Source organism: Paenibacillus xerothermodurans, from assembly GCF_002220865.2.
Taxonomy (GTDB): Bacteria; Bacillota; Bacilli; order Paenibacillales; family NBRC-103111; genus Paenibacillus_S; species Paenibacillus_S xerothermodurans.
The window spans coordinates 212886-229750 of sequence record NZ_NHRJ02000001.1 but is presented as its reverse complement, the minus strand read 5'-3'; the positions used below and the strand labels follow the sequence as shown (position 1 = coordinate 229750).

The window sequence follows — 16865 nt, the reverse complement described above, 5'->3', positions numbered from 1 at the left end:
GAGCAGTGTCCCGTTGAAAAACATTCAATTTGAGCGCGGCAGCGTTCGAAATATACGTGTGCATGTGCTGCCCACGGATCAGTTTAAAACTTACGCTGTGTCGGTTTATATCGGCACTCCTTTGCAGGAGGAAACCGTGACTTCCACCGCATTCAGTCCTTTTGTGCTGCGCCGTGGATCGCAGGCGTATCCGGAAACTCAAAAGTTCAGAGAACGGCTGGATGATTTATATGGCGCTGGCTTCGGCTTTGATATTTACAAGCGCGGCGACTATCAGATGGTGCAATTTAGAATGGATCTGATCGAAGATCAATTTGTGAATAGTGCTGAATCCTTACTGGAACAAGGCATGCGCTTTGCAGGCGAGGCCATCACCAATCCGGCAAAGGAAGACGGCCGCTTCGTACAAAAATATGTTGAATCTGAAAAAGTCACCCTGCAGAAGCGCATTGAAGCTATCGTAAACGATAAAATTAGATATGCCGCCGAGCGGTGTATCGAAGAAATGTGCAAACATGAACCATACCGGCTGCACCCGCTTGGCAACATTCCGGCGCTGCAGGCTATCACAGCAAACGAGCTGTATGATCGTTTTCAACAGTGGTTGCACACCTCGCCAATCGACGTATACGTGGTGGGACACACTACACTGAAGCAGGTGATGCCCATCGTGGAGGCCAGCTTCGGGGTAGATCGACAAGCTGCTGGTGCATATACCACCAGGCCAGAGCACCGCGCAGTCGAGGATGTGAAAGTGGTCGTTGAAAAAATTGATGTGAATCAAGGCAAGCTCAACATGGGTTTACGTGCCCACACAACTTATGCGGATCAGGCATATCCGACGATGCTGATGTACAATGGCATCCTGGGCGGCTACCCGCACTCCAAGCTGTTCACCAATGTCCGTGAAAAAGCAAGTCTCGCCTATTATGCATCGTCCCGGTTCGACGGCCACAAAGGCATATTGACTATTCAATCCGGCATCGAGATCGATAATTATGACAAAGCGGTTGACATCATCCGTAAGCAGTTGGATGCACTACAGGCGGGTGACATCAACGACATGGAAATGCAGCAAACGAAAGCGATGATTTCGGGACATCTTCGTGAGCTGCAGGATTCGGCCTTCGAGATAATCGCTTTTGATTTCAATAATATACTGGCCGGTGTGGAAAGAACTGTGCCTTCTCTGATTGAGGAAGTGAACACCGTGTCAAAAGAGCAGATCCAAGCCGCGGCCGAAAAAGTCCAGCTTGATACCATTTATTTTTTGCGCGATCGTAAAGGGGGAGAATAACACATGAAGGAGATACCGTATCCCCATGTAAAAGAAACGCTGTACAGCGAGCAGCTGCCCAACGGATTATCCGTGTACGTGTTGCCGAAAGAAGGGTTTGCTAAAACTTACGCCACCTTTTCCACCAAATACGGTTCGATGGACAATCACTTCCAGGTGGCAGGCGGTGAGGACATAAAGGTTCCCGACGGCATCGCTCATTTTCTGGAGCACAAAATGTTCGAGGAACCGACAGGTGACGTCTTCTCACAATTTGCGGCACGCGGCGCATCAGCGAATGCATTTACCAGCTTTGACCGAACCGCTTATCTGTTTTCAGCGACCGAGCATATCCACGAAAATCTGGTGACGCTGTTGAACTTCGTGCAAAAACCTCATTTTACGGAGGAAAGTGTGGAGAAGGAAAAGGGGATCATCGGTCAAGAGATCAAGATGTATCAGGACAATCCGGACTGGCGGGCGTATTTTGGGCTAATTGAGACGATGTATCACAAGCATCCAATTCAAATTGATATAGCAGGCACGATAGAATCCATTTCACGCATCACAAAGGAACTGTTGTACGATTGTTACAATACGTTTTACCACCCAAGTAATATGAATTTGTTCGTGGTGGGCGGTGTCAAGCCAGAGGAAATATTGGAATTGGTGAAGAAAAACCAAGCGGGTAAAGATTATAAACCGCAAGGGGCCATCCAGCGGCACTTCGAGGAGGAGCCGCCTTCCGTGAAGCAGCGGGAAAAAGTGGCGGTGCTGCCCGTATCCCTCCCCAAATGCTTGTTCGGCTGCAAGGAGCCTGAGCAGACCGCGGCGGGCAATGGCATGTTGAAGAGGGAATTAACTATGCGCGTGTTGCTGGACGTCCTGCTCAGCCCAAGCTCGGACATCTATCAAAAGCTGTATGATGAGCAGCTGATATCAGACAATTTTGGCAGTGAATACAATATCGGTGAAAACTATGCGTTCTCGGTCATAGGCGGGGACACAAAGGATCCTGAGCGGTTGATCGCAACAGTACGTGAAGAAATTGACGCGGTGAAGGAGCAGGGCGTGAACAATGATGACTTTGAGCGCAGCCGTAAGAAGAAAATCGGCGGGTTTTTGCGCCAGTTGAATTCCCCGGAAGCCATCGCGAATGAATTCACGAAGTACCGTTTTAAGGACATCGATTTGTTCGATATATTGCCGGTGTACGAACGAATGACTTTAGACGACGTTAACGCGCGCCTCCGTGAACATTTTAATTGGAATCAATTGGCTGCTTCCATCGTAAGAAGTGAACAAGGATGAGTGGGACCCACCGGCCGTTCCCGGAGCAGACGGTACTCGTCACCGGCGGCAGCCGAGGTATCGGTGCAGCAATAGCGGAGCGGTTTGCTTCCGTTGGCATGAACGTGGTTATCCATTATTTGCAGTCACATGAAGCGGCGAACGAAACCGCACGCACCTGTATGCAGCATGGCGCCAAAGTACTCACGGCCACGGCGGATTTACGCAGCAAAGAGCAAATCGTGAGACTGCATGAGAAATTGCAGCAGCACGATATGGTCCCGGATATACTAGTGAATAATGCCGGCATCGCTCATTACGGTCTGCTCTCTGATGTTAGTGAGGAACAATGGGACGATGTAATGAGCGTCAATCTCAAGGGGACGTTTCTCACCACACAGCATTTCATGCAGTCTATGATCAGCGAGAAATATGGTCGTATTATTAATGTGTCATCCATCTGGGGGATATCCGGCGCCTCCTGTGAAGTCATTTATTCAACCGCCAAAGGCGGGATCAACGCTTTCACGAAAGCTCTCGCAAAAGAGCTGGCTCCCTCGGGCGTAACAGTGAATGCCGTTGCTCCCGGCGCTGTTGATACTGACATGATGGGCAACTTCAATTCGGCGGAAAAAGAAGCCATTGAGCAGGAGATCCCGGCCGGCCGTTTTGCACATCCGAACGAGATTGCATCCTTAGTTTATTTTCTGGCATTGCCGGAATCAGGCTATATCACAGGTCAAATAATCAGCCCCAACGGCGGCTGGCTCACCTGACGGTCTGCATAATTTGCCTCCTTTTTGCGAACATTAGTAAGCGTAGTGTACTTCAATAAAGGAGGCTTACCCAAATATGGCAACAGTGTTGAACGTATTCGACCGCTGGAAAGAGTTTTTGAATGAGCGTGTACAGCAAGCGGAACAGTCGGGGATGAAGGAAGAGACCATTAACAAACTGGCTGTGGAAATCGGAGATTTTCTAGCCAAGAATGTGGACGCGGAAAACAGCCAAGAACGCGTCTTAAAGCAACTGTGGGATGTGGCGAATCAGGAAGAGCAGAAAACCATCGCGCGTCTGATGGTGAAGCTTGTCACACCTGCACAACAAACCGTGTGACTTCTAATTGCCTTTTTTACACATACCGTCGGGCCTCTGTGTAGGAGGCCTCATCTTGTCGAGAAAGTGCTGCTCGGATGAGCGGGATAATAAGTGACACTTCTGCTCCTCCAGTGCCGGCTGGGCTTGGTCGTCCGCCCGCCAGATCTTGCAGAAATTCTTGACGCTATGAAAGCCTCCTCTAGCAGGAGGCTTTTCTATGCTTTTCATGATATACTTAAATGACTAAATCGTGAAAGGCTGGAAGATGTTTTATTATGGTGAAACGCGCGTTTTATTTGTTATTTGTTTCCATCTTACTGTTAACTGGCTGTGGTAAAAATATTCCAGAAATTGATCCTGCACTCTTGCAAAAGAAGCATTCATTACTTGTGATCACTAAACAGGGGTTGCCGCCGGAGTCAGCTGCTATCATCCAGAAAAATCTAACCCAGTGGAGGAACACGCAGCATATCGCTTTTGAATGGATGCAATCAGTTGGTGCAATCGATCAGCAGGCTATTTCTAATATACTGTCAGCACCGTATGACTATGTGATTGTCATAGGAAGTGATCTCGCCCGTCAGGCGGCCGGTGCCGCGGTCAATTTGGCTGAACAAAAATGGATCTTACTGGACGACTCTGTGACCGTGCCGATGGCGCTGGACTCATCTCAAATTATGTGGAAGCAAACGGGCCCCGGCTTTATGGAAACCCAGTGGCAGGAGTGGGTAAAACAGCAGCAGGTGATCGGCAAAACGATAGAGTGGGTGACACAATCCAATAACCCAATTCCTTCGCTTTGGGCTCCATCGGAAGAAGCTGAGCATATATCATTGTCAGATGCTGAAGGCTGGTATTCCGAATTTCAAGCTCGAGTAAGGCAGCAGCGACCGGACTGGATTGTGGTGTATTCGCCATTGCAGGACTCCCTGCTTCAACGGATGAAGTCGCTCCACGTTCCAATCATGAACATGGCTTCAACCACGGTCAATTTGCAGTGGGAAATCATTTTCTCTAGATTACTTGGATACATTCAAGGCGGTTGGACGCCCGGTGTTACGCAGTATAACTTGGAGGAAATAACTGTTAGCAAGCCTGAGTAACTTTTTTGACCTTGCCGAGCAGGATTTTATCGAATGTTGGAGAATAATTTCGTACTATGTCTAAAAATTATCAGATGGGCACTTAACATCACACGAGGTGCAAACAATGGAGACCAAGCAGTGGTATATGGAATACCGAATACACAAAAATCGCCCGGGCCTGTTAGGAGATGTCGCATCCCTGATGGGGATGCTTGATATTAATATAGTCACGATCAATGGGGTGGAGGATCGGACACGCGGCATGCTTCTACAAACCAATGACGATGAAAAAATCGCATTGATGGGTAAGATGTTAAAGAAAGTGGATAACATCACTGTGACTGCACTTCGCGAGCCGAAGCTGGTGGATATTTTGGCCGTGCGGCACGGACGCTATATTGAAAGAGATTCGGATGACCGGAAAACGTTTCGGTTTACCCGTGACGAATTAGGACTGCTCGTGGACTTCCTCGGTGAAATTTTCAAACGCGAAGGAAATCATGTCATAGGGCTGCGAGGTATGCCCCGTGTCGGCAAAACGGAGTCGATTATTGCGGGAAGTGTGTGCTCGAATAAACGCTGGACGTTTGTTTCCTCGACGCTGCTGCGGCAAACCGTTCGCAGCCAGCTGTCAGAGGATGAAATGTCGCCGAATAATGTGTTCATCATCGATGGGATCGTGTCTACATTTCGGTCGAATGAAAAACACTACTCGTTACTGCAGGACATTATGTCTATGCCATCGACCAAAGTAATCGAGCATCCGGATATTTTTATTCGAGAGTCTGAGTATACATATGAGCATTTTGACTACATAGTGGAACTGCGCTCCACACCCGACGAAGAAATTACTTATGAGACATTGACCAACGGTTTTAACGATTATTAAATACAACATCACGTGCAGCTGAAAGGGGTGAGAACATGTCCGAACTTGGTCAAATACTTAAAAAAGCACGACTGGAACGAAAAATATCGCTTGAGGATTTACAAGAAACGACAAAAATTCGCAAACGTTATCTGGAAGCGATCGAGGAAGGCAATTATAAAATACTGCCGGGAGCTTTTTATGTCAGGGCGTTTATTAAGACCTATTCAGAGGCGGTCGGGTTGGACCCGACAGAAGTGCTGCAGATGTATAAAAGCGTGAATCCTGGCCCGGCGGTCGAGCACGTTGAGCCGGTACGCAGCAAACGAACTTCACGCAACACTGAGAAAATCGGCCGGTGGGCTTCCACTGTTATGATGATAGCGTTCGTAGTTCTCATTATGGGGATCATTTATTACTATATCAATACGACATATAGCGGTGATCAGACAGATGCCAATCCGAACGAGGAACCCACTCGCGTCACCGATAAAATAGAGCCTGCGCCGGCGGCGGACATTACTGACGCAACTTATTCGGCTCCGCAGCCTGACACGCAAGCGGCTCCTGCACCGGCGCCCGTCACTGCTCCCGCAGCGGAAGTGAAACTTGTGAAAAGTCAAGGCGGCAAGGATTTTTACACGGTTAAAAACGCCGATAAGTTAATGATACAAGCTAAAGTGACCGGGGAAGCGTGTTGGATATCCGTGCATTCCCTCGGTGCAAAGAAAGAGCGGCTCGCATACGGCAGCTTTGACCACGGTGTAACCCAAACCTGGGAAGTGCCAGCCACTGCTGACATGAATTTTGGCCGCGCGAACGCTGTAGAACTCACTGTGAACGGTACTGTTATTAATTTAGGGACCGAAGCGAATCCCAAGCGGGTTCAGTTCGATTTGATAAAGGCATAGCACCCGAAACAACACACCCTTTGCCTTGGCTGAGGGTGTTTGTTATGGTATTTTAATATTAGTCAAGAATTATGAATAAAAAGGAAGTGTAGACATGAGTTCGGAAAGTTCTTTCGATATTGTGTCCAAGCTGGACATGCAAGAATTAAACAATGCAATCAACCAGGCCGAGAAAGAAATAGCTACCCGCTTTGACTTCAAAAACAGCAAGAGCAAGATCGAACTGGAAAAGGAAGAGCTTGTCATTGTGTCGGATGATGATTTTAAGCTCACAAACGTGTTGGACATCCTGCATTCCAAAATGGCGAAGCGCGGCATCGCTCTGAAAAATTTAGAGTATAGCAAAGTGGAAGCCGGAGCGGGTTCCACGGTACGACAAAGAATCAAGCTAAGACAGGGTATCGATCAGGACAACGCGAAGAAGATCAACGTTTTGATTCGAGACTCGAAGCTGAAAGTAAAAAGTCAAATACAGGGCGATCAAATACGGGTGACAGGCAAGAGCAAGGACGATTTGCAGCAGGTGATGCAACTGCTTCGTAAAGCAGATCTGCCGCTGGAATTACAGTTCTTAAATTTCCGTTGAGTGTCGTATGATGCGGTGATGTAACCTTGGGGACAGCAGGGCTGCGCTCCAAGGGTTCTTTTTTTGACACGTTTCAATTCGGTGTATTATACTTGATAATAAAATCGGCACGGTGAAAGATGGAGGCTAAGCTACATGACAGAGCGAGTTAAAGTAGTTACGTTGGGATGCGAGAAAAATCTCGTAGATTCCGAAATTATGTCCGGGTTGGTGTTTGGACGTGGCTACGAGCTGGTCAGCAACAAAGAAGATGCAACGGTAATCATAGTCAATACTTGTGGTTTCATCGACGCGGCAAAAGAAGAATCGGTGAACACAATATTAGATATGGCTGATTTGAAGCAAACCGGCCAGTTGAAAGCGTTGATCGTATCCGGATGTCTGACACAGCGCTATAAAGAAGAGCTAATGAACGAAATGCCAGAGATCGATGGAATCGTGGGCACCGGTGATTTTGATAAAATAAACGACATCATCGACGAGGCTTTAGCTGGAAAAAAACCGATTTTGGTAGGGAACCCCATTTTCAATTATGACAAATCACTTCCGCGCCAGGTCACTACACCCAGGTACACGGCGTATGTCAAAATCGCTGAAGGCTGCGATAATGCCTGCACTTTCTGCAGTATCCCAATTATGCGTGGAAGCTTCCGAAGTAGAAGCATGGAATCTATCATTGAAGAGGTAGAACATCTAGCCTCCCAGGGAGTACGAGAGATCAGCCTGATCGCTCAGGATTCGACCAATTACGGTACAGATCTGTACGATAGTTTCATGCTGCCTACGTTACTGAACAAAATATCCGAGGTGCCTGGGGTGGAATGGGTACGTCTGCACTATGCTTACCCTGGATTTTTCACAGACGAGTTAATCGACACCATCGCCAATAATCCCAAGGTGTGTAAGTATGTAGATATGCCTCTGCAGCATAGTGAAGACAGAATCCTCAAGAGAATGAGAAGACCTGGCAGACAGCAGAATGCTCGTGCGCTGATTGACAAAATCCGTGCGAAAATTCCGAATGTTTGCCTGCGCACCTCTCTTATCGTCGGTTTTCCCGGTGAAACGGAGGAGGATTTCGAGAACCTCAAACAGTTTATCCGTGAGGTCCAGTTTGATCGCTTGGGTGTGTTCGCTTATTCACAAGAGCAAGATACACCTGCTTCCCGATTGCCGGACCAAATTGCCGATGACGTTAAGGAGTATAGAGCAAACACGCTGATGGAGATTCAACGTGAGATTTCAAATATTCGCAATGGCAACCGGATCGGAGAGGTAGTAGATGTGTTAATTGAGAAATATGACGGCCGTAACGATATGTATATCGGACGTTCACAGTATGACGCGCCGGAGATAGATGGTGAGGTATTCGTATCGGGTGCCCAGCTTAAAATCGGGGAAGTCGTCAAAGTCCGCATCTCCCACTCGTTCGAGTTTGATTTGTCTGGGGAGGTTGTGGCATGAACCTGGCCAACAGGATTACCTTGGCGAGGATCTTTCTTGTCCCGATTATAATGTTTTTTCTGCTGGTGAATGTGAAGTTTCCGCACATTCGCATTGAACAGTTTAGCATTACGTATAATCAAATTATTGCAGCATTAATATTTATTGTGGCGGCCAGCACTGATAGCTTGGATGGGTATATCGCCCGCAAGCGAAAGCTGGTCTCTAATCTGGGTAAGCTGCTCGACCCGTTGGCAGACAAGCTTCTGGTTTCAGCTGTGCTCGTTTCCTTGGTGGAGATGGGCAAGGTGGGAGCCTGGATCGCCATAGTAATTATTAGTCGCGAGTTCGCCGTGACAGGCTTAAGACAGATTGCTCTGCTGGAAGGGCATGTTATTGCGGCGAGCAAATGGGGAAAGTGGAAGACTGCAACTCAAATCACCGCAATTATCGCGCTGTTGATTAACAATTTTCCATTCGCATTCATCAACTTCCGCTTTGACATTGTGGCGAGCTGGGTTGCTGCCATTATAACGATATACTCTGGATTAGATTATTTCATGAAAAATAAGCATGTAATCAATTTCAATGAACAGAAACAGTAGCAGATTTCCTATTGTTTTTGTTCTATATTCGGAGTGGAGGAGATGCAGTAATGACCATGAGGGCTGAGATTATCGCAATAGGTACCGAGCTTTTGCTGGGCCAGATTCTGAACACGAATGCACAATTTTTATCCCAAGCATGCGCCGATCTTGGAGTGAGCGTGTACTTTCAAACGGTAGTCGGAGACAATTCGGCCCGCTTGACAGCAGCATTAGAAACAGCAAAAAGCCGTGCAGATTTGATAATTTGCACAGGCGGCCTCGGACCGACCCAGGACGATCTGACTAAAGATGCTCTTGCTGCGTTTGTCGGCAGGCCTTTGGTGGTGCATCAGCCGTCATTGGATAAAATGGATGAGATGTTTAGAAAGCGCGGTATTCATATGGTAGAGAGCAACCGTAGACAGGCCCTTATGCTTGAGAACAGCGACCCTCTAACCAATGACACGGGTCTGGCTGTCGGCGTAGCGCTGACACACGATCAAACCCATTATGTACTTCTGCCTGGCCCTCCCAAAGAGATGAAACCGATGTTTGAGAAGTATGCGGCTCCCTGGATTTCCTCCAAGCTGCATCATGTCTCTCCTCTGTACTCAAGGATGCTGAAATTTGCCGGAATTGGCGAGTCATCTTTAGAACATGAATTACTGGATTTGATCGAGGCGCAAACGGATCCTACGATTGCGCCGTACGCTAAGGAGGGCGAGGTCGCCATTCGGCTGACGACCCGAGCTGGCTCCCGGGATGACGCCGATCGCAAACTGAATCCGGTGGAACAGCAGATTCGCAGCAGGCTCGGACACCACATCTACGCTGCGGATGATGTAACATTGGAGGAGGCAATCGTACAACTGCTCAAACAGAAAAACAAGCTTCTCGCCGCGGCAGAGAGCTGCTCGGGCGGGCTGTTCAGCCACTTGCTCACCTCCGTGCCCGGCAGTTCAGCCGTGTATAGAGGGGGGATTGTTTGTTACTCCAACGAGGTGAAGCATGGGCTTCTGAATGTGCCTATGGATTTGTTGGAAGGCGAACACGCGCCAGGCGCTGTGAGCGGCGAAACCGCACTGATTTTGGCCGAACAGATGCGTCTTCGGGCAGATACAGACTATGCGGTAGCCATCACGGGGGTGGCCGGACCCGAACCGTCGGAGGGGAAGCCTGTCGGGCTTGTGTATATTGGACTGGCGCGTAAAGGAGGAAGCACACTCGTGGAGCGCTTGCAGTTGTCCGGGAATCGGGACGCGATCAAGCTGCGGTCGGTCAAGAGTGCGCTGTACCAACTTTGGAAGGTTCTATCAAATAATGGTTGAAAACCGTGCATGATTTGTTATATAATAGTTTTACGGAAGCACCGTAACGAGTCGAATTCGCTGAGTTACGGTTTTTCTTTTGATCTTGAATCGAATGTATGTTCGTACATCATACTTGGCAAGTGATACAAAACCAGTTATCATGTAATTATCCAATTGAAAAAAGGGAAGTGACTATTTTGGCAGATCGGCGTGCAGCCCTTGAAAGTGCCCTTCGTCAAATTGAGAAACAATTTGGCAAAGGCTCCATTATGAAGCTGGGTGAATCCACCCATATGCAGGTTGAAACTATTCCGAGCGGTTCTTTGGCTCTTGATATTGCGCTTGGCATCGGCGGCTTTCCGCGTGGTAGAATTATAGAAGTATATGGCCCGGAATCATCCGGTAAGACAACAGTCGCGCTTCACGCGATAGCGGAGGTGCAGAAAGCAGGGGGACAAGCCGCATTTATAGATGCTGAGCACGCATTGGACCCGCTTTATGCCAGCAAACTGGGCATCAACATCGACGATCTACTGTTATCCCAGCCCGACACGGGGGAACAGGCGCTGGAAATTGCTGAAGCGCTTGTTCGCAGCGGAGCGGTGGACATTATCGTTGTCGACTCGGTCGCCGCGCTGGTGCCGAAGGCCGAAATCGAAGGCGAGATGGGAGATTCCCACGTGGGCTTACAGGCTCGTCTTATGTCACAAGCGTTGCGTAAGCTATCAGGTGCGATCAACAAATCCAAGGTTATCGCCATTTTTATCAACCAGCTGCGTGAGAAAGTTGGAGTGATGTTCGGCAACCCGGAAACAACGCCGGGTGGACGCGCATTGAAGTTTTATTCAACTATCCGGTTGGATGTACGCCGCATCGAAACGATAAAGCAAGGCAACGATATGGTTGGTAACCGTACCCGTATTAAGGTGGTTAAAAACAAGGTCGCTCCGCCGTTCAAACAGGCGGAGATCGACATCATGTACGGCGAAGGAATTTCTAAAGAAGGCAGCATCATTGACATCGGTACGGAAATGGATATCGTGCAGAAGAGCGGTGCATGGTATTCATTCAATAACGATCGTTTGGGACAAGGCCGCGAGAACGCCAAACAGTTTCTGAAAGAAAATCCGCAGATCACGCAGGTAATCGAGGATAAAATCCGAGAGAACAGCAATTTGACTACAGCTTCCGGTGCCGATCTTCTTGATAACGATGAGGATGAGGAAGCAGCACTATTTGAATAAGTGGTATCTAAATAAGCTGGTTGAGAGGCACCTTTTATCTAACGGTATGAGGTGCCTTTGACTTATGGGGGCCAACATGACAAGTGAGCAGCAGCAGCACGGACTGATAACCAAGGTCGAACGGCAGACAAGGTCTAAGGACCGGTACAACTTGTACGTTGATGATCAATTCGCATTCTCTCTGCATGAGGACGTGTTAATCAAATATAGACTCATCAAAGGCGCGCGCATCAGCACCGCTGAGATGCGTCAGATCGCACAAGCACAGGAGCGTCAGCAGGCCTATCTGGATGCAGTCAGGCTGTTGTCGATCAGACTACGTTCCGAGCATGAGCTTGCGTTTCGTCTTAAACAGAAGGGATATGACGCGGCTATTGTAGAGGCTAGCTTGGAAAGACTCCGAGCTGAGCAATACGTAAATGACACCTTGTTCGCCGAGCAGCTGACGCACCAGCGCATCGGCTCTCAAAGGAAGGGCAGGCAGTGGGTGAAGCAAGAACTCCTGCACAAAGGCTTAAAGCCGGAACAGATCAATCATGCTCTCGATCAAGTCGACGTCGAAGTAGAGTTTCGCAGCGCGTTCGATCTGGCATCTAAGAAATATCGGAGCGAGGGAGATGCTGACCAACTTAAGTTGAAAAGAAAGACGATAGCACTGCTGCAGAGGCGAGGTTATAGCTCGGACATCATATCACGGGTGATGAGACAGTTGGGTGACAGCGTGGATGAAGCGGGTGCAGCAGGGTTCGACGACTATTTGAACTGATCATTTAATACATTAAATATTAGCGGCATTAACGCCGATTTGCTCCATTGAGCAACCACATACCGGCAGTAGGGAATCATTTCTGCCCAAGACACCTTGACAAGCTTCTTCGACAAAAGATAAAATAATCATGTATATTTTTATACACAGGATATTCCTGCCATGCCTGACCAGGAGTATTCATAAAGTAAAATCGCCAATTTTTACTTTTCTTATGCTTGTAAAACGGATTAAAAACCATACTGTCCCAAGCTTACCCCTTGGAGAAACAACGAGGAGGTGAACTGGATGCCTACCAATCCGGTCATCTGGATCTTAATTATTCTCGTTGTTGGTGCGATATGCTTAGGGATTGGTTATTTTATCCGCAAATCCATTGCAGAAGCGAAGATTTCGAGTGCCGAGCACGCTGCCCAGCAGATCAAGGAAAGTGCAAGCAAAGAGGCAGAGGCACTGAAGAAAGAAGCGGTTCTGGAGGCAAAGGATGAAATTCACAAGCTCCGAACCGAAGCTGAAAAAGACATACGTGACCGTCGAAATGAAACACAACGACAAGAGAGACGTTTGTTGCAAAAAGAGGAATCGCTGGATAAAAAATTAGAATCTCTGGAGAAGAAAGAAGAGCAGGTCGCCAACAAAGAGAAAAGAATTGAAGAAACTCAAGCGCAAATTGACGAGATTTACAGAAATCAAGTTGCAGAGCTTGAGCGGATTTCCGCACTTACTATGGAGGATGCTAAGCAAATTATCCTCACTAACGTAGAGCAAGAAGTGCGTCACGAAACCGCCCAATTGATCAAAGAGATCGAACAACAGGCGAAAGAAGAAGGAGACAAGAAGGCTCGTGAAATCATCACGTTAGCCATCCAAAGATGTGCCGCCGATCACGTGGCCGAAACCACCGTCTCCGTGGTGGCACTACCTAATGAAGAAATGAAAGGCCGCATCATCGGTAGAGAAGGCAGAAACATCAGAGCCTTGGAAACGTTGACGGGAATTGATCTTATTATTGACGATACCCCAGAAGCCGTGATTCTATCCGGATTTGACCCTATTCGTCGGGAAATCGCCCGCACTTCGCTTGAAAAACTGGTAGCGGACGGCCGTATTCATCCCGCTCGAATTGAAGAAATGGTCGAGAAATCCCGCAAGGAAGTGGATGAGCGCATTCGTGAGTACGGGGAGCAAGCGACGTTCGAAACCGGCGTGCATGGCCTGCACCCAGATTTGATCAAGATACTGGGCAGGCTGAAATTTAGAACCAGTTACGGACAAAATGTATTAAAGCATTCAATGGAAGTAGCCTATTTGACAGGGCTGATGGCGGGAGAACTCGGGGTAGACGTGACATTGGCGAAGCGTGCCGGTCTCCTGCATGACATCGGTAAAGCTCTGGATCATGAGGTCGAGGGCTCACATGTTGAAATTGGCGTGGAAATTGCTAAGAAGTACAAAGAACATCCGGTAGTGATCAACAGCATCGCATCTCATCATGGAGATTGTGAGGCGACATCCGTCATCGCAATGCTCGTAGGCGCGGCAGATGCATTGTCCGCAGCTCGACCGGGTGCACGACGCGAAACGCTTGAGACTTACATCAGGCGTCTTGAAAAACTCGAGGGTATTTCCGAGTCGTTCGAGGGCGTTGAGAAATCTTACGCAATTCAAGCAGGACGCGAAGTACGTGTAATGGTTCAGCCTGAAAAAGTTGACGACACGGAAGCATTCCGATTGGCACGCGACATTACCAAGAAAATTGAAAGTGAACTCGATTATCCGGGGCACATCAAGGTTACCGTGATTCGCGAAACGCGCGCGGTCGAATACGCTAAATAGCAGGTAGCACACAATAACAAGAAAAGTGGCTGAATAAGCCACTTTTCTTTTAGGTTTGTGTAAGTCCAAGAGAGGGGAAGCATCACATGAGAGTGTTATTCATCGGCGACATCGTCGGTTCTGTCGGGCGAAAGGCGCTAAAGGCTTGTTTGCCGCGGCTAACAGCGAAATACAACCCAACCATCGTTATAGCTAACGGAGAGAATGCTGCGGCGGGCAGAGGAATCACGGCAGCGATAGCCAAAGAGATGTTTGAGCTAGGCGTGCATGGGATTACTATGGGAAATCACACATGGGATCAAAAAGAAATATTTGACTTCATCGACGGCGAAGAGCGTATGGTGAGGCCTGCAAATTTCCCGAATGGTACACCGGGCAGAGGATATACGACCATTAAAGTTAAAGATAAGGAGCTGCTGCTGATTAATTTGCAAGGTCGGACGTTTCTCCCGCCACTTGACTGTCCGTTCGAGAAAGTAGACGGGATACTGGCAGCGCAAAAGAAAAAGCACAAATTCACACTGGTTGATTTTCATGCAGAAGCTACATCGGAGAAGCTTGCTATGGGCTGGCATCTGGACGGAAGAGTGTCCGCAGTGGTGGGTACTCACACTCACGTGCAAACACATGACGAGCGAATTCTGCCTTCCGGTACGGCTTATGTTACCGACGTGGGCATGGTCGGTCCCCAGAACGGTATTCTCGGTATGGAAAAAAGGGCAGTGCTGCAGAAATTCCAAACGCAGCTGCCGGTCCGCTTTGTGGTTGACGAGGGAAAATGGCATTTTCACGCGGTGAGCATCGACTTGGATCCTGACACTGGACTGGGCACGAAAATTCAATTGATCCGGATGGAGGAAGACCAACTGCTGTTCGAGTAACCTCGGCCGGTATTATGGGATAGTTCTGATCATAGTCTATTGTATATTACTAACAACATCGGCTGGAGCGGCAGCTGCGATTTTATAATCGTCTGATGATTCTAAATCATGAGAAAACTAGATCTTCGGGAAGAAGGAATTAACAGCAAATTCCTAGAATATGAATAGTACTGGAAGCAATCCATCATTCCCGAGGAGGTACTTTTCATGGATGTATTAAAAGTTTCAGCAAAGTCCAATCCAAACTCCGTAGCTGGCGCATTAGCCGGGGTTTTGCGCGAACGCGGGGGAGCAGAGCTGCAGGCGATCGGCGCCGGAGCTTTGAACCAAGCTATTAAAGCGGTCGCGATTGCTCGAGGATTTGTGGCTCCCAGTGGGGTAGATTTGATATGCATACCAGCATTCACAGACATCGTGATTGATGGAGAGGATCGGACGGCCATTAAGCTCATTGTGGAGCCGAGGTAGTTAAGTGCTTCATTGCGCGTTAGAAGAACGCCTGTTTACGCTGTAGACAGGGTTTTTTTATGCAAAAAATGACGGGCGGGGGTTGGAAGAACGCATGAATATTATCGACGGCCATTGCGATGCTTTGTGGAGGATGTACGAGAACCCTGCGATTGATTTTTATAATCCTCAGCAGACGCTGCTCGACGTCAATTATGCACGACTGGTCCAATCCGGGGTAAAGCTGCAATGTTTTGCTATTTACTTATCGGAACTTATCACCCAGCCGCAATTCGAACATTACATGGAATATATAAATATTTTCTATCGGAAACTGGTCAAACCTGGGAAACTAGCGGTAGTTCGCAACCAATCCGATCTGGTCAACGTAATGAACGGAAGAACCATCGGAGGCATCCTATGTTTGGAAGGCGGTGACGCCATTCAAGGTAATCCGCTGTACACGGAAACGCTGTTTCATCTCGGTGTGAGAATGATCGGTATCACTTGGAACTACGCCAACTGGGCGGGGGATGGAATATTAGAACCTAGACAAGGCGGATTATCTCTCCGTGGCAAAAGCTTTGTTACGCAATGCAACCAGCTGGGAATGATATTGGACGTGTCGCATCTCTCTACCAGATCATTTTGGGACGTCGCTGCGATTTCAACCAAACCTTTTGTGGCAACGCATTCAAATACGGCGGCCATCTGCCGACATCCTAGAAACTTGTCAGATGATCAAATCAGGGTGCTCATTGAGAAGGACGGACGAATAGGGGCGACGTTCGTGCCTTGGTTTGTTAGCGATAAAGGGGCGGGTTCGATTGCACAATTAATCAAACATATTGATCATATTTGTGCGTTGGGTGGAGAGCAGCATGTAGTGCTTGGCTCGGATTTCGATGGAGTCGACAAACACATTCCCGGACTGGAGCATGCCGGACAATTCGGTAATCTAGTGCACGAATTGGGTAAATATTACAAGGATGAAACCGTTGCTAACATCACGCATGGCAATTGGTATAGATTTCTGCTAGACAATCTGCCGTTGGATTAACGTTTATCTTGCTAAAAGATATCTATTAGCTGAACCATCTCAAATCGATATGAATATCATCTAAAATTACTATCTTTCAAATTGTGCAAAACACTTGCTTTTTCGTGCTTAAAAACATAAAATTTGGATGACAACTGAAAGAAATTTTTTATCTATTTATTAAATTTCTTTGAACAT

General features: G+C 48.0%; 17 protein-coding genes. All 17 read left to right on the top strand.

The features are described 5' to 3' along the window. The first annotated feature begins 13 nt into the window (after positions 1-13). The 17 genes from yfmF to CBW46_RS00930 all read left to right on the top strand — a co-directional run bounded on the left by yfmF (position 14) and on the right by CBW46_RS00930 (position 16688). Positions 14-1297: an EF-P 5-aminopentanol modification-associated protein YfmF gene (yfmF, locus tag CBW46_RS01010; RefSeq protein WP_089198163.1), complete on the top strand. Its 1284-nt coding sequence runs from the start codon at positions 14-16 to the stop codon at positions 1295-1297. 3 nt (positions 1298-1300) lie between these two features. Beyond that, positions 1301-2587: an EF-P 5-aminopentanol modification-associated protein YfmH gene (yfmH, locus tag CBW46_RS01005; RefSeq protein ID WP_089198162.1), complete on the top strand. Its 1287-nt coding sequence runs from the start codon at positions 1301-1303 to the stop codon at positions 2585-2587. Next, positions 2584-3342, top strand: coding sequence for an elongation factor P 5-aminopentanone reductase (ymfI, locus tag CBW46_RS01000; protein ID WP_089198161.1), 759 nt, complete (start codon positions 2584-2586; stop codon positions 3340-3342). Before yfmH ends, ymfI begins: the two co-directional genes overlap by 4 nt. Positions 3343-3418: 76 nt before the next feature. Beyond that, a complete protein-coding gene (locus CBW46_RS00995; RefSeq protein WP_089198160.1) occupies positions 3419-3682 on the top strand; it encodes a DUF3243 domain-containing protein in 264 nt (87 codons plus the stop codon). Between the two features lie 257 nt (positions 3683-3939). Then, positions 3940-4767: a hypothetical protein gene (locus CBW46_RS00990; RefSeq protein ID WP_089198159.1), complete on the top strand. Its 828-nt coding sequence runs from the start codon at positions 3940-3942 to the stop codon at positions 4765-4767. 106 nt (positions 4768-4873) lie between these two features. Next, positions 4874-5638 carry a DUF3388 domain-containing protein gene (locus tag CBW46_RS00985; protein WP_089198158.1) on the top strand — a complete coding sequence of 255 codons (765 nt, stop codon included), beginning with the start codon at positions 4874-4876 and terminating at the stop codon, positions 5636-5638. A 35-nt stretch (positions 5639-5673) separates the two neighbouring features. Then, on the top strand, positions 5674-6528 hold the full coding sequence (locus tag CBW46_RS00980; protein ID WP_089198157.1) for a helix-turn-helix domain-containing protein: 855 nt from the start codon (positions 5674-5676) through the stop codon (positions 6526-6528). A 94-nt stretch (positions 6529-6622) separates the two neighbouring features. Then, a complete protein-coding gene (locus CBW46_RS00975; RefSeq protein ID WP_089198156.1) occupies positions 6623-7114 on the top strand; it encodes a YajQ family cyclic di-GMP-binding protein in 492 nt (163 codons plus the stop codon). Positions 7115-7249: 135 nt separating this feature from the next. Then, positions 7250-8578, top strand: a complete 1329-nt coding sequence (gene rimO, locus CBW46_RS00970; protein WP_089198155.1) for a 30S ribosomal protein S12 methylthiotransferase RimO — start codon at positions 7250-7252, stop codon at positions 8576-8578. Next, positions 8575-9162 carry a CDP-diacylglycerol--glycerol-3-phosphate 3-phosphatidyltransferase gene (pgsA, locus tag CBW46_RS00965; protein WP_089198154.1) on the top strand — a complete coding sequence of 196 codons (588 nt, stop codon included), beginning with the start codon at positions 8575-8577 and terminating at the stop codon, positions 9160-9162. Before rimO ends, pgsA begins: the two co-directional genes overlap by 4 nt. Before the next feature lie 56 nt (positions 9163-9218). Further along, positions 9219-10472: a competence/damage-inducible protein A gene (locus CBW46_RS00960; RefSeq protein ID WP_089198636.1), complete on the top strand. Its 1254-nt coding sequence runs from the start codon at positions 9219-9221 to the stop codon at positions 10470-10472. Positions 10473-10651: 179 nt separating this feature from the next. Further along, the gene (recA, locus tag CBW46_RS00955; protein WP_089198153.1) at positions 10652-11698 is read left to right on the top strand and encodes a recombinase RecA; all 1047 of its coding nucleotides are present in this window, start codon (positions 10652-10654) and stop codon (positions 11696-11698) included. Positions 11699-11762: 64 nt separating this feature from the next. Next, positions 11763-12464 (top strand): RecX family transcriptional regulator, encoded by a 702-nt coding sequence (locus CBW46_RS00950; RefSeq protein ID WP_243633125.1) that lies wholly within the window; start codon positions 11763-11765, stop codon positions 12462-12464. A 288-nt stretch (positions 12465-12752) separates the two neighbouring features. Then, the gene (rny, locus tag CBW46_RS00945) at positions 12753-14300 is read left to right on the top strand and encodes a ribonuclease Y (RefSeq protein ID WP_089198152.1); all 1548 of its coding nucleotides are present in this window, start codon (positions 12753-12755) and stop codon (positions 14298-14300) included. An 86-nt stretch (positions 14301-14386) separates the two neighbouring features. After that, positions 14387-15181 (top strand): TIGR00282 family metallophosphoesterase, encoded by a 795-nt coding sequence (locus CBW46_RS00940; RefSeq protein WP_089198151.1) that lies wholly within the window; start codon positions 14387-14389, stop codon positions 15179-15181. Positions 15182-15388: 207 nt separating this feature from the next. Continuing rightward, positions 15389-15649, top strand: coding sequence for a stage V sporulation protein S (locus tag CBW46_RS00935; protein ID WP_006036664.1), 261 nt, complete (start codon positions 15389-15391; stop codon positions 15647-15649). Between the two features lie 94 nt (positions 15650-15743). Then, positions 15744-16688, top strand: a complete 945-nt coding sequence (locus CBW46_RS00930; RefSeq protein WP_089198150.1) for a dipeptidase — start codon at positions 15744-15746, stop codon at positions 16686-16688. Positions 16689-16865: the final 177 nt, after the last annotated feature.

Bases quoted from the DNA above. Each gene is read 5' to 3' on its own strand.
- yfmH (WP_089198162.1), top strand. From the start codon at position 1,301: ATGAAGGAGATACCGTATCCCCATGTAAAAGAAACGCTGTACAGCGAG.
- ymfI (WP_089198161.1), top strand. From the start codon at position 2,584: ATGAGTGGGACCCACCGGCCGTTCCCGGAGCAGACGGTACTCGTCACC.
- CBW46_RS00995 (WP_089198160.1), top strand. From the start codon at position 3,419: ATGGCAACAGTGTTGAACGTATTCGACCGCTGGAAAGAGTTTTTGAAT.
- CBW46_RS00990 (WP_089198159.1), top strand. From the start codon at position 3,940: ATGGTGAAACGCGCGTTTTATTTGTTATTTGTTTCCATCTTACTGTTA.
- CBW46_RS00985 (WP_089198158.1), top strand. From the start codon at position 4,874: ATGGAGACCAAGCAGTGGTATATGGAATACCGAATACACAAAAATCGC.
- CBW46_RS00980 (WP_089198157.1), top strand. From the start codon at position 5,674: ATGTCCGAACTTGGTCAAATACTTAAAAAAGCACGACTGGAACGAAAA.
- CBW46_RS00975 (WP_089198156.1), top strand. From the start codon at position 6,623: ATGAGTTCGGAAAGTTCTTTCGATATTGTGTCCAAGCTGGACATGCAA.
- rimO (WP_089198155.1), top strand. From the start codon at position 7,250: ATGACAGAGCGAGTTAAAGTAGTTACGTTGGGATGCGAGAAAAATCTC.
- pgsA (WP_089198154.1), top strand. From the start codon at position 8,575: ATGAACCTGGCCAACAGGATTACCTTGGCGAGGATCTTTCTTGTCCCG.
- CBW46_RS00960 (WP_089198636.1), top strand. From the start codon at position 9,219: ATGAGGGCTGAGATTATCGCAATAGGTACCGAGCTTTTGCTGGGCCAG.
- CBW46_RS00950 (WP_243633125.1), top strand. From the start codon at position 11,763: ATGGGGGCCAACATGACAAGTGAGCAGCAGCAGCACGGACTGATAACC.
- rny (WP_089198152.1), top strand. From the start codon at position 12,753: ATGCCTACCAATCCGGTCATCTGGATCTTAATTATTCTCGTTGTTGGT.
- CBW46_RS00940 (WP_089198151.1), top strand. From the start codon at position 14,387: ATGAGAGTGTTATTCATCGGCGACATCGTCGGTTCTGTCGGGCGAAAG.
- CBW46_RS00935 (WP_006036664.1), top strand. From the start codon at position 15,389: ATGGATGTATTAAAAGTTTCAGCAAAGTCCAATCCAAACTCCGTAGCT.
- CBW46_RS00930 (WP_089198150.1), top strand. From the start codon at position 15,744: ATGAATATTATCGACGGCCATTGCGATGCTTTGTGGAGGATGTACGAG.